Below are 21,078 nucleotides of genomic sequence, written 5' to 3'. Positions count from 1 at the left end.
AGCTACTTTTACAAGATTGTACCTTGCTTTTCTAGTAAGAAAAACCAGAGCTTGCGCCCTGATTTTTAGAATTATTTCAAGTTTTGAACGACTTTTACAAGATTTTCTACAGTAAAGCCATATTCTGCCAATACTTTTGGTGCTGGTGCAGAGGCTCCGAAGGTATCAATACCGAGAACGGCACCATCAAGACCAACGTATTTGTACCAGTTTTGAGTTGCACCCATTTCGACTGCAACACGACGGCGAACTGCATTTGGAAGAATTTCTTCCTTGTATGCTGCATCTTGTTTATCAAAGACATCTGTAGATGGCATGCTGACTACGCGGACTTTTGCACCTTGACTAGCCAATTCTTTGGCAGCTGAGACAGCAAGATTAACCTCTGAACCTGTCGCAATCAAGATGGTATCAAAGTCTGCTGCATTTTCATAGACAACATAGGCACCTTTTGCAACCTTGTCGAAGTCTGTTCCTTCTTCGACAGTCAAGTTTTGACGGGTCAAGACAAGGGCAGTTGGTGTTTTCTCACTTGTCACTGCAAGGTACCAAGCTGCTTGCGTTTCACGCGCATCTGCTGGACGGAAAACATTCAGATTTGGCATGGCACGAAGACCTGCTAAATGCTCAACTGGTTCGTGCGTTGGACCGTCTTCCCCAACCGCGATTGAATCGTGGGTAAAGACATAAGTCACGGGAAGTCCTTGTAAGGCTGACAAGCGAACAGCTGCCTTCACATAGTCAGAGAAGACGAAGAAAGTTCCACCGTATACACGAAGTCCACCATGAAGAGCCATCCCGTTCAAGATTGTTCCCATGGCAAATTCACGAACACCAAACTGAATGTTGCGGTTCAAGCGGTTGGAATCGTCTTGAAGTCCGTCAGTCTTGATATAAGTCATGTTTGAGTGAGCTAGGTCAGCTGATCCACCTAGGAAGGTTGGTAACTTAGCTGCCACAACATTCAAAGCATCTTGGCTTGAATTACGAGTTGCTTGAGAGAAACCATTTTCTAATGCTGGGAAGTCTCCTGGAGTCACTTCAACTGGATCACGTCCATCGATGATAGCTTCTACTTCTGCAGCCAATTCTGGATGCGCTTCTTTATAATCAGCAACTAATTTAGTCCAAGTTTGATAAGCTGATGCACCACGGTCTGCAACATGTTCTTTGAAATCAGCATAAACTTGTTCTGGGATTTCAAATGGTTCATAGTCCCAACCAAGGGCTTGACGAGTTGCTGCAGTTTCATCTGCTCCAAGAGGAGCACCGTGTACCGCATTAGTTCCTTGTTTGTTTGGAGAACCGTATCCGATAACCGTCTTCACTTCAATCAAAGATGGTTTACCTGAAGCTTTAGCTGTTTCGATAGCAGCATGGATTGCTTTCAAGTCTGTTCCATCTTCAACCAAGGCAGTATGCCAACCGTAGGCATTGTAACGGTCACGAACACTTTCTGTAAAGGAATCCTTTGTCTCACCATCCAAGTTGATGTCATTTGAATCATAAAGGACAACCAGCTTATCTAGTTTTTGCAAACCTGCGTATGAAGCCGCCTCACTTGAGACACCTTCCATCAAGTCTCCGTCTCCACAGATAACATAAGTATAGTGATCAAAGATATTGTAGCCTTCACGGTTATATTTGGCTGCCAAGAAACGTTCTGCCTGGGCAAAACCAGTGGCAGTTGAAATCCCTTGACCTAGAGGACCTGTGGTAGCATCAATTCCGGCTGTATGGCCAAATTCTGGGTGACCTGGTGTTTTTGAACCCCATTGACGGAAGCTCTTGATCTCATCCATACTGACATCTTCAAAACCAGAAAGGTGAAGAAGGGCATAAAGAAGCATTGAACCATGTCCTGCTGAAAGAATAAAGCGGTCGCGGTTAATCCAGTTTGGTTGAGCCGGATTGATACGAAGTTGTTTTGTAAAGAGGCTGTAAGCCATCGGAGCCGCTCCCATAACCACACCTGGGTGACCTGAGTTGGCTTTATTAATGGCGTCAATACCTAGGAAACGAATTGCATTAACAGATAGATTTGACATAGAATTTCCTTTCTATTTGAGGTGATGATTGAACCCCACATTCTATTTTACTATTATATGAAAAAATACATAGAATAGCAATTAAACAATTCGACGCTAGATAAGTCTCCTATTTTCTACTCTCTTGTCGCCTGATAGTAGGGAAGCAAGCGTTCATAAGCATCTTCTAACTTTTCTAAAATCATTTCTAATGACTGAGTTTCTATAAAAGAAACATCTGCCTTAACTAACACTTTTCGAACTTCCTGACTCCTCAACTTCTCACGTAAAGTACGACGATTTTCTTCGTTCGCCTCCCACCGTTGACTTTGACCATCTGAGTAGGCTAGATAATAAATCCCTTCAATGGTTGAAATTTCTAAAACTTTAGCCTGCTTGCCTAGAGTTTGCTCATCCTTCTTACGCTCGATGAAACTGACTTCTAGTGATACTCCAAAATCTGAAGGGCTCCCATATAAACGTAAAGCCAGCATAGGTTCTGTCACTTGTCCTTCTCTCTGTAGATAAACCCAAAAATGTGGTCGCAAACGCTGGGCCTGATTCATCCACTGGCTAGTCTGTTGGAGTTGCCATTCTGGATGGCTTGCTTGGAAAGCTTTGGCCAATTCTGTAAAAGCCTTTCGGGCCTCTTGGCCTTTGTGGCGTAATTCCAGCATCTTCTCCCGCTCTGCTCCCGCCTTATCAGGATTACGGTACTGCAAACCAGCAAAGTCTAGATAGTCTCTTATCTTATTCAACATCCGTTTAACCTCCTCTAACTAGCAAAAAATCAGGATAAACCTGATTTTACTTATTCTGTATCTACAACAACATAGCGATTTGGCTCGTCACCTTCAGAGTAACTAGTCACGCCATCCATACGTGAAATAATACGATGGATAATCTTGCGTTCGCTATTTGACATTGGATCTGTTTGATGACTACGTCCTTCTTCTAAAACACGAGTCGCCAATTTTTGCGCATAGGTCTGCAAGACTTCTGCACGGTGTTCAACATAATCATTGACATTAATAGTAATGTAGAAGGTTCTTGAATAGCGGTTGTAAAGATAATTTTGAGCCAATAGTTGCAAGGCCTTCAAGACTTTACCATGATAACCGATAATACGCCCTGGTTCGTTAGTATCAATTTGTAAATTGATGCTACGACGGTTATAATCATTTGAAATCGTCGCCTCAACGTCCATATCATCAATGATTGTTTGGACATAAGTCGTTACTTCCGTAGCTACTTGTTCAATGTCAAAGCTCGGTTCCACTTTTAAGCCCAAATCTTCTAATTCTTGACTTTCAGTTTGTTCAGCTCGACTCTCAACAATAGGAGTTTCTACTTCTTCCCCGAAACCAGCTTCTTCAAGCTGTAATTCATTTAAAATCTCAATATGCCCAGTTTCTTCTAAAATGGTGTTAGCATGTTTTTCATTTTTCAAAATTTCAGCCTTAACTTCATCAGAAACCCCTTGGCCTTCTTCTTCAATCTTTTTAATTGCTTCTACAACATGCCCTAAATCAACAGTCGCTTGACTGACTGTTTTAACCGGTTCATTTTGTTCATTGATTTCTTTAGGAACACCCTTAATAGCTTGTTGATTTGCTTTAATGACAGTTGTTTCACTAATAGCTTCAATGTCAACTTGAGCTGGTTTTTTACCAAATAAACCAAGAAATCCTTTTTTCTCGCGAGAAATGACTTTGATATGAGCCTTCATTCTTGGAATATCTAATTCTTTCAATCCTTTCTGGATTGCTTCTTCAACAGTTGAACCTGTAAATACTCCCATTACCAGATTCCTCCTTATTATTTCGTTTTCTGAGCCTTTTTCTTGGCTTTTCTTTTTCTATTTTCCAAATCTTTCTGTGCCTGAGCTACCGCCTCGCGCTCTGCAATAATCTTGAATGGATTGTTCAAGAAATAGGTTTGCAAGACTTGATAAGCATTGGACACTGCCCAGTAGAGAGCGACTCCGCTCGGAGCATAAACCCCAAAGATAAAGATTAAGACTGGAATACCATACATCATCGCAGTCGTAGCGCCATTACGCTCAGACAAGGCTTTATTAGACAGCCAAGTACTTAAAAAGGTGAATACTGCTGCTAGAATCGGAAGAACAAGGGTTGTATCCACACCACCAAGGTTAATCCATAAGAAATGACCTGTCTTTAAAAAGTCAACTCTTGATAGAGCTTGGAACAAGGCCAAGATAACCGGCATCTGAATCAAAATCGGCCAAAGAGAATCCGACTGTCTGACACCCATTTCTTTAAAGACTTTACGCATTTCTTGCTCTAGCTTGGTTCTACTTTCCATATCTCGACCCGGATATTGTTCTCGAAGCGCCTTAATGCGTGGCTGAGCTTCCTGCATTTTTCTAGAAGCCACCATTTGCACTTGAAAGACTGGCAAGAGAACTGTACGAATCAAGACCGTAAAGAGAATAATCCCCACTCCGATACTGATATCAAATGATAAAAAGCGAATAATTTCCGCAAAGAAGTAAACAAATTTACTCCAAAAATCAGCCGAATTGGCTGTAATATCGCTAGTTGTCCCATTAGTCGCACAGGCTGTCATGATCAATAGAGACAGTCCTAGCAAACTAGTCAACTGTAGTTTCTTTTTCACTCCCATTTCCTTCCTGGTAAATCTTTGATAATTTTAATACGTGGAGTAGATTTTTCTCCATCTCTGCGTATCCCAAGGTTTCGACTCCTTTTCGAGCAATGATAACAAAGTCGACATCTTCTACCAGACTCCCTTTTGCATTCTGGATAATATGCCGAATCCGTCGCTTAATTTGATTTCTAGTGACGGCATTCCCCAGTTTTTTGCTAACTGATAGACCTACTCGAAAATGGTTTTTCTGATTTTCTAGTTGGTAGACAACAAACTTGCGATTTGCAAAACTTGTCCCCTCCTTGAAAATCGCCTTAAAATCTTTCTCTCTTTTTACACGAAAGTTTTTCTTCAAAACTCAACTCCATCTATTAAATTACTACTATTATACCATATTTTTCAAAAAAGCCAATCATAGCAAGGTTTTGGACAATTTCACCATAAAAAGAAGCTGGAAAAATCTCTTTCCCAACTCCTTGTACGGAATATTTTTACTAGTTTTACTTATTTTTTCAAGCGTTCAACGTCACGGGCAATAACTAGCTCTTCATCTGTTGGAATAACCAATACACGGATCTTCGCTGCCTCTGTTGAGATGTCTCCTGTCACACCAAAGACGTTCTTTTCTGGGTCAACATCACAACCAAACCAAGAGATACCTGAGATAACATCTTCACGCACATTTGCAGCATTTTCACCAATACCTGCTGTGAAGATAATAGCATCTGCTCCATTTAAGACTGCAAGGTATTGACCGATATGTTTTTGGATACGATCAACATACATTTCATAGGCTAAAGTGGCATCATGATCCCCTTCTTCCATAGCAGCAATCACATCACGCATATCACTAGATTTACCTGAAACCCCCATCAGTCCTGATTCACGATTAAGAATGTGACTAATGTCTTCAGGCGTGTTAAAGTCCTCTGTATATTGCATTAAGTAAGGAATGATAGCTGGGTCAATATCCCCTGTACGAGTTCCCATCATCACACCGCCAAGTGGAGTGAAGCCCATTGAAGTATCGACAGATTGACCACCCTTAACAGCTGTGATAGAAGCACCATTACCGATGTGGCAAGTAATCAATTTCAAGTCTTCTAATGGACGGCCCAAGAGTTTTGCAGCTTCTCCTGCTACAAACTGGTGACTTGTACCGTGGGCACCATATTTACGCACCTTGTTTTCTGTGTAATATTTTGTTGGTAGAGGGTAGCGATAAGCTTTCTCTGGCATAGTTGTGTGGAATGAAGTATCAAAAACAACTACACTGGTAATGTCTGGCAGCAATTCCTTGAAGGCACGAACACCTGCCGCATTGGCTGGATTGTGGAGTGGAGCCAACAAGCTCAACTCTTCAACTTTTTCTAAAACATCTCCCTCAACAACTGTTGATTCTTTGAAATATTCTCCACCTGCCACAACACGATGTCCAACACCTGTAATCTCATCATAAGCCTTGATAATATCGAAACGAATCAAGTCATCCAATAAAATTTTAACGGCTTGTGTATGGTTTTCGATATCCAAAATTTGTTGTTCAGAACGGCCATCAAATTTTACAGTTGAAATTGAATCTTTCAAACCGATACGTTCAATCAGACCTTTAGCCAATACTTTTTCTTCTGGCATTAAGTATAATTGCCATTTCAAACTTGAACTTCCTGCATTGATTGCAATTGTTTTTGTCATAACAAGACTCCTTTTTTAAGCGTTTTCATCCATTATAACAAAATCTATTTTATATTTCAGTACCTTGAGTCCATTTTTGAAAATTTTCTTTAAATTTCATTAGAATACTTGCATCTTGCAGGCTAGCAAGTGGATAAACAAAGGGTTCTACTGTAATATCAGTTTTCTTTTGTAAGATAAAAATCGTCTTAGATTGTTTGGCATTAGCAAAGAGATTTTCAGGCAGACTGATCATGGCAACTAGATTCGCCTCCTCTTTCAACCAGCCTTTCAATAAATCACTTTGAGGACTGGTCAACAAATCACTCGGAGCGAGAAAAATAGCGTATCCATCTGACTTGAGATACTTAAGTCCTTGTTCCATGAGCAAGTGGTGGGCGTAGGTATGTTCTTGTCTAGAAGCAACTTGATGACGCGACGCAACGGCATCATCAGGATAATAGCCAACAGGCAAGTCGCTGATGACCACATCGCTTTCTTTGAGCATTTGTGGACGAACGGCATCTCCTTGGACAAAGCCAGCCTGCAAGCCAATCACATCTGCCATGCTAGCTGCCAAATCAATCAGCAAATCATCCACTTCCATTCCCAAATAATCCACCTTTTTATCAAGCGAGGTCAAGAAAGTAGCGCCCAAAATTCCCATCCCAGAACCCATTTCGAGGATAGTAATTTCCTCCTCTTTAAACAACTCTTCCACAATAAACACCAAAAGTAAAGAAATAGCATCTGGTGTAAATTGGTGATTGGCCTGCAAGGGTTCGGTTTGCCCAGCCTTCATCAAGAGAAACTGGTAGGTCTTGAGCCACTCTTCCTTGCGAAGCGCTAAACGCTTAAGGACTTGATTGTTCTCTTTTACCTGATTTAGCTCAGTCTCACCATCCAGATAGATGCTGTTTTGCTCCACCAAGGCGTCATAAAAATTGGTCGCCAAATCACTTTGGATGACTTGGACATTCTCTAGTAAATACGTATAAGCTTGTTCAATTTTTTCAAAATCCATATTCCTATCTTATCAAATTTCCCTCCTTTTTTCCATCCTTATAGAAGAATCACTCCCTGACTAGGCGAGTGATTCTTGTGCTACTGTTAAAAAGAGTTCTGAGTAATTTCCTTTAAACAAGTCTTCAGAGCTATAGAGGATCTGACTATGCACAGATGAAAAACCGTTCTCAATTAGCTGTTTTTCCAGTTCAGTCAATTCAAAGCCGTGATGGTTAGCTTCCGCCTTGGTAAAATCAGCAATGAGGAGTTGTCCATCTTTCCTCAAATGTTGATGAAACAGTGAGAGAGCTGCATCCACATCAGGCATATGATGAAGAACCCGACAAACAACAATGAGATCAAACTCTTGCTTCAAGGGACTTTTCAATAAATCTTGTTCCAAAAACTGGATATTCTTGATGTCTTGCTGCTCCGCTTTCAAACGAGCTTGCTCCAGCATTTTCTCAGAAATGTCTACAAGAGTGACAGATTTAGCCTGCTTGGCTAGGGGCAAGGTTAACAGACCCGTCCCTCCGCCGAAATCCAAAATTTCTTTGTCTGATAGAAAATCAATCTGTTTCTCAACTGCTTGACAAACCAAGTTTGCAAGAAAGATATTTTTAGGGGAATCGAAAGTTTCTGCTTTGTGGTTAAAATCATGTTTCATATTTTTAGTTTAGCATAAAGTAGTTGAATTGACTAGGAATTCTCTTTCTTTTCAGACTTCTCTTCTGATTTTTTCTTTTCCGCTTGATTACTTGAATCAGTCACTACCTTTTCCTTTTTATCCGTTTTCTCTTCTTTGATTTTGACTGAAGGAAATAGGAACTCATATTGACTCTTAGGCGTACGAACCGTCGTCACCAAGCCAGTTTTCTTGTTTTGATAGCTTACCTGACCTATATTAAAGACCTGTTCCCCACTTTCTTGCTCAATCTTATCCTTGGTTCGCTTGGCCATAGCAAAAGCGATTAACTTTTCTTTATTCAAAGCATAGTCTTGATAATGGGCGACTTGTCGGTTCAAGTAAAATTGTAACAAAAGACTAAAGATAGCTGCTATGGTTACTGCATAGAGAAGGACTCCTGCCTTAACTTTTTGCTTTTTCCACACGATAGATGAACTCCCTTTCTAAGCCTTTTTGAAACTGGAAACGAAAACGAACCAGCTGATTGTCCTCTGTAATTTGAGCTGATTTGAGTCCATAAACCATAGGTTGATAACCCCGTCCACTGGCATCGGTTTTTCGAAAATCGTCCGATTTAGACTTGCCTATCGCAATTTCCTTGCCATCCTGCTTCATATAAATGCGGTTGCCTTCCACTTTTTCGAACTGCGAACGGTCTAATTCTGCCTCCAGCTGATCCACAAACAAGAGCCACTCTTTTTGCTCACTTTGCTGCTGGTAGCGAACTTCTGAAATGAGGAGCTGACTCATGGCTTGAAAGAGGAGTAAGCTTCCACTGATAACAACGAGAGCAATAAGGGATTCTAACAAGGTAAAAGCCTTAACCTTATGGTTCTTTGATTGCCAACAACTGTTCTGAACCATGATAAACCTCCAATCCCTTTTCACTAGAAAACACCTGAATCTCAACTCCGTTGATGTTTACCTGATTTTGACCTGTCTGCAGGGCCATCTTAGCTACACGCACAACTTCTTCCTTTTGCAGGATTTTTGCTTCTTCTTGTCTATTTTTCTGAATTTGTCCCAAAAGGAGAGTTGCAATGCTGGCAAAGATAGCTAAAGCGACTACTGCTTCCAGTAAAATCACTGCCCTAATTTTTTGTTTCCTTAATGCGTTTAATTTTTCCATTTCCTAAATATAATCGATAGCTGATTGCTCCTTTTCTGGTCTGAAATTCAACCTTAGCCAGAGATCTATTTCCACCAGCTCGGTCAAATGTGATACTTTGGCCTGATGGTGCCTGAATTCCTTTAGGAACTGTCAACTTTTGACTGCCGTTACTAATCGTCTGCCCATCTAAGTTTAGACTAGTCTTTTGCTGACTGGCTACACTGCGTTTTTGGGTTTCCCGATAGAGTTCTTCAAACTCCATAAAGAAAATCTGCTCCTCTACCGCCGCAAAAGTGGACTGGACAGAGCCGGACAAGCCCAAGGCAAGGATACTCACAAGACCTAAAACCAATAGACTTTCAAACATGGTAAAGGCCTTAATCATTGACTTTACGATTAGCTCCTCCGTTTTTATCATGGTATTCTTTATAAGCTTTAGCCTGTTCTTCCGTGATTCGCCCATCTGCTTGTAACTTGCTTAGGCTAGCATCTTCATTTTTATCCAAGCTATAAAGCTCTGCCTGGCTTTCTACCACCTTAACAACAGCAGCTTTTCCTTTGTCATTGACCGCCTCTTTTTGCTTGGTCAAATTAGGTACAAAAAGTAAGAGAAGTACGCTGATGATGAGCAAGACCACCAACATTTCCACAAGTGTGAAAGCTTTAACCTTAGCTTTTTTCAAGAATGTCATCATTTTTTTCATTTTAAAAATTCACCTCCATATTTTGATACATGGGCATTAGCATTGCCGCATAAAGTAAAACGATAATCAGAGCCACAAAGATAAAAACCAGTGGCTGTACTAAGTTCATGGTGCGGTTGACTCGGGTAAAAAAGGCTTCCCAAGTCTTTTCCGCGTAGATTTCCAACTCACTCCCCAGCTTGGACTTGACTTCCCCATACTCGATGATAAGACTCAACTCCTTTTTAAAGAAAGGATAGGTTGCTATGGCTTGAGAAAATTCGCGACCATTTTGTAGGGCTTGAGACAGATCTTGACCGATTTCTTTAAAGAGCTGGGAACCTTGTTCCTGCATGATTTGAAAAATCTGCGTCAGCTCCATCCCCTGTGAAATCATATTACCCCACTCACGCGCATAATAAGCTGTCAAATAGGTCTGCACAAAAATTCCAAAGAAGGGAAGGCGTGCCAGGATAGAAAAGACTCGCATCTTCGAACTTCTTTTATAAAAAGTTAGCGCTAAAAGGGTAAGTAGAGAAACAAACCCTACCATGCCTAGAAAAATTTGTGGCAGATTGCCGATAATTTGGGTGGCAATATTGCTACTATCCAGTTGTGGTAGTAGATAGTTCCGTAACCCCAGCATGATTAAGAGAAGAAACCCCAGCAAAATCAAGGGATAGGTCGCTACTTCAATTAACTTTTTCTTGACCTTGGCCAGATTGTCTAGATACTCTTCTATCTTTCCCAAACTCAGGTGGAGATTCCCATGAACTTCAGCTAGAGATAATTGAATGACAATGGCGCTTGAAAAGCCCAAACTTTCCATCATTTCTGAGAATGATTTCCCCTGAGACAAACCCGAACGCATCTGGTTCACACACTGCTTGTCCAGTAGAGCACTCCTATCTAAAAAGGAGATGGTCTCCACCAAATGAAAACCGCTGGAAAAGAGATTGTTAAACAAGGTGATGATATTTTTTTGCTTAGCTGTAGCTAATTTTTTCCGTTTCAGCCTGAAGACTTGTGATATGTCCATCTTTAAGAAGCTGGTCAATTTGCTCATTCCATTTGTCTGCTTGATGTTCTTGATAGTCTTTGTTTGCAAAATCAACAATTCCTCCTCCCCCAATTAATCTCTGGTAGCAGACTCCTTGCAGAACGACTGCCAATTCCTCCTCACTCACGCCCAACTCCAGCAGGCGCTCATAAACACCACGAATACTCTTGGCGTGAATGGTTGAAAAGACTGTCGCCCCTGTCAAACTAGCTCTGACCACTGCACGCGCCGTCTCGCTGTCCCGAATTTCTCCGATAATCAAGAGGTCAGGTCGATGACGCAAGGAAAGTTTAATCAGATTTTCATAGGTTAGTCCAATCGCCTCATTCAACTGCAACTGAAGCATGTCGTCCTGTTTGATTTCTACTGGATCTTCAATGGACATGACTTGTTGTCCCTTAAAGAGTGACTTGGCTAATTCGTGCATCAAGGTCGTCTTACCACTCCCAACTGGACCAGCAAAAAGATAGAGTCCCCGTTTCCTGTACTGCTTGCCCAATTCTTCAATATCCTGAAACCAAAAATGCAAGTCCTGCTCCTCATCATGCAACAAGCGGATCACCAGACTCTCCTGCCCTCGATAATCGCCTACAGTAGATAGACGTAGAGACGCCATCTTTTGGTCATAGGCATAATCACAGGAACCAAGTTGACTACGTCTCTTTTCTCCAACATTCATACCCGCCACAAACTTAAAGTGACTGATGACAGCCGCAAACTTTTCAAAATCATAAGAACCGATTTTACAGCGCTCATCTCCTATCCTCATATGAAGCTCATAGGCGTCTAACTTGGGGACAAAATAAATGTCTTGTGCCCCTTTTTTCCGAGCCGAACGAATGATTTCTTGTGCAATTTCTTGAACCATACTTACCTCCTCACCTATACTATTCGCAAAAATTGGGAAAAATAAAAAAAGCAACTCCAAAAAGTTACTTTTTCTCTATTTTAATTTCATACGGCAAGAACGGTGCCTTTCCTTACCTGTTTGTTTTTCATAGCCTGGACGTAATTTTTCATCTGGGATAACCTGCTCATCCTGCAAAAGAGCCAAAGAATGGTATTGTTGTAAATACTCATCACATTCATCACACCAGCGTTGATCTTCTGGATCCCAAAAAATAGTCATCAAGTCACTTCTACTTTTATAAAGAGGGGATTCTTGTTCCAATCTAAACCAGCAAGTTTTGTAGTATTTGAGAGCATCATAATACTGGTCAAATTTCTTACTTGCTACAATGTCTTCTTCCCAACCTTCTAAGAACCACCAAGGTTCAAAATCTCCGTACATTTCTATAACACGATACATATTCATTCATTCCTTTGTACCGTATATTATAACCAATTCCGCCAGACAAGAAAAGAAATATGCTCATTTCTTAATTTCCAGATAAAAAATCCAGCCATCTTATGATGACTGAATTTCTATTTGCTTATGTTCCAAAATCTTGTTACTACCTAGGCTTCCGAGATATCGTTTTCGATAATGACCTTGATTGCATGGTGGTCTGCTGCCTTACTGAAGACTTCATAGGCTTTTTCAATTTCACTGAGTTTGAAATAATGAGTTACCAATTTTTCTGGTTCAATCTTATGACTTTCAAGAGCTTTCAACAATTGTGGAGTTGTATTTGTAGATACCAAACCAGTTGTTACATTGATGTTGCGAATCCAAAGTTTGTCCAAATCGAATTCAACTGGTTTACCATGTACACCACAGTTTGCAACCGTTCCGTCTACACCGATAATCTTTTGACAGAAATCAAATGTTGCAGGAATACCAACAGCTTCGATAGCGACATCTACACCACGGCCATCTGTCAAATCATAAATTTCTTTAATGGCTTTTTCAGGGTCTGAAGAATTAACCTTGTGAGTCGCACCAAATGATACAGCAGTTTCCAAGCGGTTATCGTCTAAGTCCACCATAATCAATTTAGCTGGTGAATAGAATTGAGCTGTCAAAAGAGCTGCTAAACCAACTGGACCTGAACCAATAATGGCTACGCTGCAACCAGGCTCTACTTTCCCTTTTAAGACACCAATTTCATATCCAGTAGGCAGAATGTCTGATAGCATAACCAAAGCTTCGTCTGACAAGTCTTCTGGAGTATGGTAAAGAGTATTATCAGCATGAGGGACACGTAGATACTCCGCCTGCATACCATCAATCAAGTGACCGAAAATCCAGCCCCCTTCGTCTTCACAGTGGGCATAAATTCCTTTTTTACAGTAGTAGCATTTACCACAGGCACAGACACAAGAAATCAAAACCTTGTCGCCTTTTTTGAAATTAGAAACTCCTTCTCCAACTTCTTCAACAATCCCAATCCCTTCGTGACCAAGAATGGTACCACTTTGGCAAGCGGGAACATCCCCTTTGATAATATGGAGGTCTGTTCCACAAATAGTAGTTTTTACGATACGCACAATAGCATCTGTTGGCTTGCATATAACTGGTTTGTCTACATCAACAAAAGAAGCAAGTCCTGGTTTAACATAAGTATAGGCTTTCATAAAGCACTCCTCCTTTTTTTATTTGTACTATTTATAATTTATAATATAATTGTAAGCCTTTTTATTTGTTTGTTCAAGATTTTTTGTGATTTTTTTAACTTTTTTATTTACCGGTAAAGTAATATAGATAAAAAAGCAGAAGCTAGTCACTAACTTCTGCCTTCTCTCTTATGCTTGATAACGTTTCACACCATCTAGATACGTAGCTACCAATTCCAAATCTTTGTCTAAAACAATAAAATCTGCATCATAACCTTCACGAATTTGTCCACAGACATCGTCAATATTAACAGATTTTGCTGGGTTAAGGCTAGCCATCATGACCGCTTCGTGTGGATTTGCAATACCCCACTCGACTACATTTCTCATACCATCTTTAAGTTTGAGGATAGAACCTGCCAAATTACCAGTAGATTTGAGACGTGCAGTTCCATTTGCTACTACAACAGGGAATTCTCCCAACATATAGTCACCGTCTTCAAGCCCACCAGCTGTCATACAGTCCGTAATAAGAGCGATGTTTTCTGTCCCCTTTTGCTTAAGTAAAATCTCACAAGCTTTTGGATCTACGTGATAACCATCACAAATCAATTCTGCGTAAGTATGTGGGAGCTCATACATAGCTCCTACCATACCTAGTTCGCGGTGTGTTAAACCACGCATCCCATTATAGGCATGTACCCATACACTCGCTCCAGCATCAACTGCCTTCTTAGCTTGTTCAAATGTCGCATCTGAGTGTCCAAGTGCAACTGTCACACCTTCACCTGTAATAGTACGTACAAAATCTTCCACCCCATCACGTTCTGGTGCAATAGCGATTTTATTTAGCATCCCTTTTGCAGCATCCTGCCAAGAATGAAACTCCTCAACACCCGGGTCTCTCATATAAGTTGGATTTTGTGCCCCCTTAAAAGTTTCTGTGAAATATGGACCTTCATAATAAATCCCACGAATCTTAGCACCTGTTGCTTCTTTATAATGGTTTCCAAGATTTTCAGTGACTGCAAGCAATTGCTCATAAGTGGCTGTTAAAGTTGTGGGCAAGAAACTGGTAACACCGGTACTAAGAAGTCCTTCACTCATAGTATGCAATGTACCCTCAATGTTGTTGTCCATCACATCTACACCTGCATATCCATGAATATGAGTATCCACAAGACCTGGTGCAATGCTATAACCAGTATAGTCAAGAACCTCTGCTCCTTCAGGAATTTGATCCACATGTTTCCCAAATTTGCCATCAACAAGTTCTAAGTACCCACCGCGACGAATGCCAAATGGATAGAAAAACTGATCCGCTTTAACGTAATTAGGCATAATAATGACCTCCTTAAAAGATTACTTTTGATATTTATTATGTCAATTACATTATAAACCTTTCTGATTCATTTGTAAATGGTATAGACCTGTTTTCTAGATATATTTTAAAAGAGCTGGATTTCTCCAACTCTTCTCTTTTTAATACAAGTTATTTTGATTTGACCGGCTTGTCTTGAGCTGTTTGCAAGGCTGCAGCAATGGTATCTGCATACAATTTAGCTCCTGCTTCAATTTTACTATTGTCACTTCCAAAATGGACTTGGTCTGTCCCAGTCCAAATTTCTGGATGTTCCTTAGCAGCTTGATTCCAATCTGCTATCGTGATGTAAGGAGTCTTCTCTGCCAATTCTCTCATATAGGCAGCCGCCTTCTCAACGATTGCATAGGTCTCTTTTGTCTTATCCCCCTCATAAGGAGTCACCAAAACCATATGGTGCCCCTTAGGAAGATTTTTCACGATGCTATCCCAATCTTCCTTGTAATTTTCAGGATTATTTACCCCAGTTGCAATAACCACCATCTTTGGTAGAAATTTATTCTGGCTATTATTGAGCATGATTTCGTTGGCGGTCTTGGTTGTTCTGCTGACCTGTGCGTTAATCTGTGCTCCAGAAAGGGCTGTCTGCAAAGCTGTATTAGCTCTTAGTGCTACCGAATCACCAATTAGCATAGTGCCATCAGCAATTCCTAAACTATCAGCTTCTGCTCGTTCTGTCATCACCTTGGTCTGGCTAATATTTGTTGCAGCTTGCTTCAAGCCATTGACAGTTAAGTCTGTCTCAAAAGCTCCCACTTGTGGTGCCAACAGAGTTACTAAGAAGACAATGAAGGCCAAAATTCCAGTACTTGCTGCAAGTATTGTGTGAATATGAGGAAGAGGACGAAGGGTTTGTATAATAGGTGTGTCCTTTCCTGCAATCCAAGGTTCCAATACATAAAATGAAAGACTGGCGAATCCATAAGAAAAAATCAAAGTTAATAACACAGCAAGAAGATTTGATGTCAACTGTGAGAAAATAATGTAGAAAGGCCAATGGAAAAGATAAACCGCATAGCTAGTATCCGCTAAAAAGCTGATAATCTTTGGCTCCTGCACGTTAGGAGTCTTTTCATGTAAGACACGCGCCGCCAGAATCATAGCAATGGCTGCAAGGCTGGCAAGCAAGAAGCCCATAAGATAGGCAAAGAGATAGGTAAATTTGACAAAGAAGGTCAAAATGAGTAAGAAGCCAAAACCTCCTACAAAAACCAACAAGGTCTTGCGTAAATCCCAGATTTTATCCAACTGCTTAACTAAGGAAGTTGTCTCTCGAACACCTACAATCGTTGCTAAGATACTTCCTAAAAAGAATGGATAGACATGAGTTAAACTGGAGAAGTAAACAGAGGAATAAGAGGTTACTAGAAAACTACCAATAAACATGGAGAAGAAACTAATCAAGAAGGCAGCAACAGACAAAAGAAAGACCATTCCCTTCAATTGACCATTTGATTTAGCCTGTTTGGATAATAACCAAACTGCCAAGCCCCAGAGAATATAGTAGTGAACCTCAACGGCCAAACTCCAATTATGAACAAACAAATGAGGAATGAACTGAGATTCATAACTTCCACCTGTTAGGAGTTCATAGAAGTTGGTCATGAATCCTAAAACACCTGCAATTTGACTACCAATTCCAGCCACATAATCTTGGCGAACTAGAAAGGTAAAGGGCATGGTTACCAAGACCATCAAAACCACAGGTGGCACAATCCGATAAAAGCGTCTCTTAAAAAAGCCCCGTAAATCAATCTGATATTTCTTGCCAAACTCTTCTAAAAGTAGAGCCGTAATCAGGAAACCTGAAAATGTGAAAAAGACATCTACCCCGAAAAATCCTCCAGGAAAGATAGTCTGAAAGAAATGATACAAGAGTACCAGTAGTAAACCTGTAATCCTAATCAAGGAAAACCATTTAATGCGCATACGAGTTTATTCTCCCTTTCATTATACACTTTATTCTATCAAAAAAAGAAGAAAAATCCCAAGAGAAAACTTAGGATTTTTAGCTTATATCAATTCCATTTTAGAAATTACGACCTGATTTATTATAGCCATATTTTTCAACAAAATACTCACGGAATTCCAAGAGATTGTCATCCATGATGGCTTGTCGCACTTGTTTCATCAGGTTAAGCAAGAAGTAAAGATTGTGGTAGCTAGTCAAGCGGATACCAAAGGTTTCATCAGCCTTGAGCAGGTGACGAAGATAAGCGCGTGTATAGTTCTTACATGTGTAGCAATCACATTCAGGATCCAGTGGTGTAAAGTCCTCAGCAAACTGAGCATTTTTGACAACCAAACGACCTTGACTGGTCATACAAGTTCCGTTACGAGCGATACGAGTCGGCAAGACACAGTCAAACATATCCACCCCACGAATCACCCCATCAATCAAGCTATCTGGCGCTCCCACACCCATCAGATAACGAGGTTTATTTTCAGGTAGCAGTTGAGTTGTAAAGTCCAAGACCGCATTCATCTCTTCGTGGGTTTCTCCCACTGCTAAGCCACCGATAGAGTATCCTGGGAAATCCATGCTGACAAGGTCATGAGCTGATTGGCGACGCAGGTCTTCAAATCCTGCCCCCTGCACAATCCCAAACAAACCTTGGTCATGTGGACGACGGTGAGCCTTCAAACCACGCTCAGCCCAACGGCTGGTACGCTCGATTGATTTCTTAACGTAGTCATAAGGTTGATAAAACTGGGGACATTCATCAAAGGACATCATGATGTCTGATCCCAAATTATTCTGAATAGAAATGGCTTTTTCTGGGGATAGGAACATCTTAGAACCATTGAGATGGTTTTTAAAGGTTACCCCTTCTTCTGTGATATTGCGGCTATCTGCTAAGGAATAAACCTGAAAACCACCACTATCTGTCAAAATAGGCTGGTCCCAATTCATGAACTTGTGGAGACCACCAGCGCGTGCGATGAGTTCATCCCCAGGACGAAGCCAGAGATGATAGGTGTTTGACAGGATAATTCCCGAACCCATCTCCTTCAATTCTTCAGGCGACTGAGTTTTGACAGTGGCTTGTGTCCCAACTGGCATAAACATAGGTGTTGGGAAGGTACCGTGGGGAGTGATGATTTCTCCCAGACGAGCTCCTGTATGTTTTTCTTTCTTAATCAAACGATATTTGATTGGTGAATCTGACATTTTTTACCTCCGAAGCTGGGAAAGACAGTCCCAGTTCATACTTTGTGCCCAAGGGCATACTGTATGATTTTATCAAAAAAAGTAGGAACTGTCACGAACTATGGTATAAAGAATTTGTGTTTACAAGTACTTTCCATTGCTTGTTGATAGTTGAGTTTTCACTTATTTTTCTTTTAAATCATTTCTGTCAATTGTCGTTATTTTTTTAAATCGTATTCATCGTCGTATTCACTTTTGCCCGTATAGTTGAGAAGGTTGCAATTTAATTCTAATAGTTTACAAAAGGATCAGTGAGTAATTTCACTGTTTTTATTTTTTACAAAACCACTACTCCCCCAATCAGATGATTTTACGGATTTGAAATCCGTTTATTCGATTTACATTTCTTGGATTTTAAATCCATTTTTAAGCAAACAAAAAACCGCAAGCCTGAGCTTGCGGTGAAAGAACATTTTAGAAAGTTTCCTTTCGTTTTATTTTGTAGTAATTAAGCCGTCTGGCTCAACTGTGAACTCTGGCTTATCTGCCATTGTTCCGTCTGCTTTAAGGTGGTACCAACCTTTTTTATCAGCCGATTGAATAAAGGCATTTGATACCATGTCGCCGTTCTTGCTATCAAGATAGTACCATGTGTCCTTGTACTTAACCCATCCTGTCTTCATGGCACCTTCTACGTCGAAATAGTACCACTTATCAGCAATCTTCTTCCAACCAACAGCCATAGCGCCTGAGTTATCGAGCCAGTACCAATTTCCGTCTGAGTGCTCATACCAGCGTTCTGCGAGCATATAGCCTGAGCCGTCGAAGTAATACCAGGTTCCGTCAATCTTTTCAAACTTGTCTTTTGGATAAGAGTCGTCTGAGTGTACGTACCAGTAGCCAGTATCGTTTTTCTGCCAGCCTCGTTTAACTTCTGCAGGTTGTGCGTCTGCGTTCGCTAAACGATAAACATAATAGTAAGGACGTCCAGCGTATAGCCAGATATCGTCGTGGTCGTTGACCGTAATACCATCATAGCGATAGTTACAGTGGATAATGTTGTTCTCATCCACAAACATACCCGTATGTCCACCAGCACCACTAGAATATCCTTTACGTCCCCAGATGAAGATATCTCCACGTTGAGCATCCCAAGGTGTGTTCTCAGCAATGAGTTCATACCCGTTCTTAATCAGCCAGTCGTGTTCGTATTCAGTATTTACCGCCCAACCTGCTGAAACTGCCCCAGCACTCATGAGAGAGTAGTAAATCGAACTAGAGCAGTCGTAAGAATCAGGTCCGTCTCTATCATCCATCGAATAAGACACCTTGCCTTCTCGATTCTTCATCCAGCCAATAGCCGTATCAATATCTATCGTCATATATTACTCCTCACTTGGTTTCTCATAGTCTAGCGCTCGTGTACTGTCTGTGATTCCGCTAGTCGTTGGGTCATTGACCAGACCGATAGCAGTCAAGAACACGAATACCGCATTGACAAACAAAATCAGCTTGTTGCCGATATCACCCAAATCCAGATGATATCCAAAGACTGCTGCACTTGCTTGCAAGACAAGCAAGAAGGCTGGGATTGCAGTCAACCAAAAGTATTTATTTTGTAGTCGTAGTTTCCAGTTAATCATATTGTTTCCTTTCTGTTATGGTAATTTCGTAGGCCAAGGCTCATCTGTCAAGTATGAGATGGCACTTACACGGATATCTCCAATATCTTTGTTAGTTGGGATGTCTTCGTTAAACGTGAATTGGATGAAATTTAAATCAGATTTACCGCCTAAATACCAAATTCCATAAGGTCTACCCTTATCGTCATAAGTTGGTCCTACAAGCGAATTTTCGCTTCTAAAACCTTCGGGAATACCGTTAGGATAAGTAAGTTTAGCCCCTTTGTCTCCACTGCTGTTGTGTCTTACAAATCCAGGTCCACCTCGTCTACCTACTCCAAACCAACCCCATTGAAGACCTCCGAACTGGTAAGTGACAAGATTGTTTACTCGTCTGATTTTAATGAACGAGTTGCCTGCTCTAGAGACACTGTTTAACGTTCTCCAGCCAGTATCACCAATCAGTACACGCCAGCCAGTATTACCATTTCCGCTCTCTTTAATCCACTTGAGAGCACCGTTTGTCACGTTGACATCTACATAGGTTGTTCCGATTTCGGCAGTGATACGGCCTTCTGGTGAGCCTGTACCACGGATTTCCTGTCCTACGTTATCTGGTAGCGGTAGAGTGACATTATTACCCCCAGCGATGCCGAGGGTATTGCCTGTCAATGTCAGCCTTGGTTCAGGCTTTTGATTCAGAGTTTTAACATCCCGACCGACCGCTTGAGCAAATTCCTCTAAATTGCTCATGGCAATCACGCTTTCGCTGCATTATACGTTGCTAACAGGTCAACATTGGCAAACTCGTCAATACGACGGCCGAGGTCAGCCAATTTTTGAACGACTGCACCTTCAGTATCACCACTCATGCCTGCGATCATCGTAGCAATCTCTTTAAGCGTATCAAGATTTTCAGGCACTCCATCACCTAAAATCTCAGCTTTCACTGCGGTTTTAGCTTGTTCAATGGCTTGCATTAAAGTAGCATTGTCAATCTTCGTATCGACCAACTGCTTCATTGTCTTGTTATCCGCTCCTAATGCTTGAGCAAATGCAATCAATTTACTTGTATCCATAATTTTCTATACCTTTCCAAGATTATAGTACATGAGTAAGTCAGGGATTTCCTGACATGCTCCACCTTCGCTTGCAGGTCTTTCTGCAAGCTGTTTTTTTACTTCTTCTGCGATATCCAGCTCCTTGAGAGCATGGACTTCCTCTGTGACCAATTCCTTATCTGAAGCTACTATCTTGATGTGGGTTTCTTTGTCACTCGGGAAAATATACCCACCAGCGCTAATCTCTAAGCGGTATTTACCGATTGGCAAGATAGTGTCCAGATTAAATTTCACGCTTGAGTTCGTGACAACTACCTTCTTCTTCCATTGGTACTTGCCCATGGTCAGACTAACGACCGCCACCTCCCCATTAAGAGAGGGGACGGCTCGATAATCTTCGTCTAAGAGGACAAATCCAAATGTAGAAGCTACATCACCCTGTTTAATGAGGTAACCGCCATCAAATTGAGCAAGATTGGTCGTAT

At 41.0% G+C, this 21,078-nt stretch carries 25 protein-coding genes; all 25 read right to left on the bottom strand.

What is annotated here, in order from left to right; all coding sequences use genetic code 11:
- Positions 1-71: 71 nt before the first annotated feature.
- Entirely contained in the window at positions 72-2,048 is a 1,977-nt protein-coding gene (gene tkt, locus M1G05_RS09475) for a transketolase (RefSeq protein ID WP_247953632.1), read from the bottom strand.
- 116 nt (positions 2,049-2,164) lie between these two features.
- A complete protein-coding gene (locus tag M1G05_RS09470; RefSeq protein ID WP_247953631.1) occupies positions 2,165-2,788 on the bottom strand; it encodes a ribonuclease P in 624 nt (207 codons plus the stop codon).
- Positions 2,789-2,838: 50 nt separating this feature from the next.
- Positions 2,839-3,828 (bottom strand): RNA-binding cell elongation regulator Jag/EloR, encoded by a 990-nt coding sequence (gene jag / locus M1G05_RS09465; protein WP_247953630.1) that lies wholly within the window; start codon positions 3,826-3,828, stop codon positions 2,839-2,841.
- Positions 3,829-3,845: 17 nt separating this feature from the next.
- Entirely contained in the window at positions 3,846-4,670 is an 825-nt protein-coding gene (locus tag M1G05_RS09460; protein ID WP_204376431.1) for a membrane protein insertase YidC, read from the bottom strand.
- Positions 4,645-5,016, bottom strand: a complete 372-nt coding sequence (gene rnpA, locus M1G05_RS09455) for a ribonuclease P protein component (RefSeq protein WP_060627209.1) — start codon at positions 5,014-5,016, stop codon at positions 4,645-4,647. The genes M1G05_RS09460 and rnpA overlap by 26 nt, the downstream gene beginning before the upstream one ends.
- A gap of 149 nt (positions 5,017-5,165) precedes the next feature.
- Entirely contained in the window at positions 5,166-6,356 is a 1,191-nt protein-coding gene (locus tag M1G05_RS09450; RefSeq protein WP_049552214.1) for an acetate kinase, read from the bottom strand.
- Between the two features lie 49 nt (positions 6,357-6,405).
- On the bottom strand, positions 6,406-7,359 hold the full coding sequence (locus M1G05_RS09445; RefSeq protein ID WP_247953629.1) for a class I SAM-dependent methyltransferase: 954 nt from the start codon (positions 7,357-7,359) through the stop codon (positions 6,406-6,408).
- A gap of 60 nt (positions 7,360-7,419) precedes the next feature.
- On the bottom strand, positions 7,420-8,007 hold the full coding sequence (locus M1G05_RS09440) for a class I SAM-dependent methyltransferase (RefSeq protein WP_247953628.1): 588 nt from the start codon (positions 8,005-8,007) through the stop codon (positions 7,420-7,422).
- Between the two features lie 32 nt (positions 8,008-8,039).
- On the bottom strand, positions 8,040-8,453 hold the full coding sequence (gene comGG / locus M1G05_RS09435; protein ID WP_247953627.1) for a competence type IV pilus minor pilin ComGG: 414 nt from the start codon (positions 8,451-8,453) through the stop codon (positions 8,040-8,042).
- Entirely contained in the window at positions 8,431-8,892 is a 462-nt protein-coding gene (gene comGF / locus M1G05_RS09430; RefSeq protein ID WP_247953626.1) for a competence type IV pilus minor pilin ComGF, read from the bottom strand. The genes comGG and comGF overlap by 23 nt, the downstream gene beginning before the upstream one ends.
- A complete protein-coding gene (gene comGE / locus M1G05_RS09425; RefSeq protein WP_071478895.1) occupies positions 8,855-9,157 on the bottom strand; it encodes a competence type IV pilus minor pilin ComGE in 303 nt (100 codons plus the stop codon). The genes comGF and comGE overlap by 38 nt, the downstream gene beginning before the upstream one ends.
- The gene (gene comGD, locus M1G05_RS09420; RefSeq protein ID WP_070478461.1) at positions 9,120-9,524 is read right to left on the bottom strand and encodes a competence type IV pilus minor pilin ComGD; all 405 of its coding nucleotides are present in this window, start codon (positions 9,522-9,524) and stop codon (positions 9,120-9,122) included. Before comGD ends, comGE begins: the two co-directional genes overlap by 38 nt.
- Complete coding sequence (gene comGC / locus M1G05_RS09415) at positions 9,517-9,843, bottom strand: comG operon protein ComGC (protein WP_201058645.1); 327 nt, start codon at positions 9,841-9,843, stop codon at positions 9,517-9,519. The genes comGD and comGC overlap by 8 nt, the downstream gene beginning before the upstream one ends.
- Position 9,844: 1 nt before the next feature.
- Positions 9,845-10,861: a competence type IV pilus assembly protein ComGB gene (gene comGB, locus M1G05_RS09410; protein WP_083279228.1), complete on the bottom strand. Its 1,017-nt coding sequence runs from the start codon at positions 10,859-10,861 to the stop codon at positions 9,845-9,847.
- The gene (gene comGA / locus M1G05_RS09405) at positions 10,809-11,750 is read right to left on the bottom strand and encodes a competence type IV pilus ATPase ComGA (protein WP_070479592.1); all 942 of its coding nucleotides are present in this window, start codon (positions 11,748-11,750) and stop codon (positions 10,809-10,811) included. Before comGA ends, comGB begins: the two co-directional genes overlap by 53 nt.
- A gap of 75 nt (positions 11,751-11,825) precedes the next feature.
- Positions 11,826-12,191 (bottom strand): DUF1033 family protein, encoded by a 366-nt coding sequence (locus M1G05_RS09400; protein ID WP_000286405.1) that lies wholly within the window; start codon positions 12,189-12,191, stop codon positions 11,826-11,828.
- Positions 12,192-12,340: 149 nt separating this feature from the next.
- Positions 12,341-13,399, bottom strand: a complete 1,059-nt coding sequence (locus M1G05_RS09395; RefSeq protein ID WP_045610985.1) for a zinc-dependent alcohol dehydrogenase family protein — start codon at positions 13,397-13,399, stop codon at positions 12,341-12,343.
- A gap of 168 nt (positions 13,400-13,567) precedes the next feature.
- Positions 13,568-14,719 (bottom strand): N-acetylglucosamine-6-phosphate deacetylase, encoded by a 1,152-nt coding sequence (gene nagA / locus M1G05_RS09390; protein ID WP_001134550.1) that lies wholly within the window; start codon positions 14,717-14,719, stop codon positions 13,568-13,570.
- 151 nt (positions 14,720-14,870) lie between these two features.
- Positions 14,871-16,688, bottom strand: a complete 1,818-nt coding sequence (locus tag M1G05_RS09385; RefSeq protein WP_247953625.1) for an acyltransferase family protein — start codon at positions 16,686-16,688, stop codon at positions 14,871-14,873.
- Positions 16,689-16,788: 100 nt separating this feature from the next.
- Positions 16,789-17,931, bottom strand: a complete 1,143-nt coding sequence (gene tgt, locus M1G05_RS09380) for a tRNA guanosine(34) transglycosylase Tgt (protein ID WP_001285237.1) — start codon at positions 17,929-17,931, stop codon at positions 16,789-16,791.
- Positions 17,932-18,404: 473 nt separating this feature from the next.
- Positions 18,405-19,292, bottom strand: a complete 888-nt coding sequence (locus M1G05_RS09375) for a peptidoglycan amidohydrolase family protein (RefSeq protein ID WP_247953624.1) — start codon at positions 19,290-19,292, stop codon at positions 18,405-18,407.
- A 3-nt stretch (positions 19,293-19,295) separates the two neighbouring features.
- A complete protein-coding gene (locus M1G05_RS09370) occupies positions 19,296-19,553 on the bottom strand; it encodes a phage holin (protein WP_247953623.1) in 258 nt (85 codons plus the stop codon).
- A 15-nt stretch (positions 19,554-19,568) separates the two neighbouring features.
- Positions 19,569-20,285: a hypothetical protein gene (locus tag M1G05_RS09365; protein ID WP_247953622.1), complete on the bottom strand. Its 717-nt coding sequence runs from the start codon at positions 20,283-20,285 to the stop codon at positions 19,569-19,571.
- A gap of 5 nt (positions 20,286-20,290) precedes the next feature.
- Positions 20,291-20,611, bottom strand: a complete 321-nt coding sequence (locus M1G05_RS09360; protein WP_247953621.1) for a hypothetical protein — start codon at positions 20,609-20,611, stop codon at positions 20,291-20,293.
- 6 nt (positions 20,612-20,617) lie between these two features.
- Positions 20,618-21,078 (bottom strand): hypothetical protein (locus M1G05_RS09355; RefSeq protein WP_247953620.1); only part of this gene is annotated, 461 nt, incomplete at its 5' end.

This window comes from Streptococcus mitis (genome assembly GCF_023109515.1).
Taxonomy (GTDB): Bacteria; Bacillota; Bacilli; order Lactobacillales; family Streptococcaceae; genus Streptococcus; species Streptococcus mitis_CS.
The sequence above is the reverse complement of the archived record's forward strand: the minus strand, read 5'-3'. Positions and strand labels throughout refer to the sequence as shown.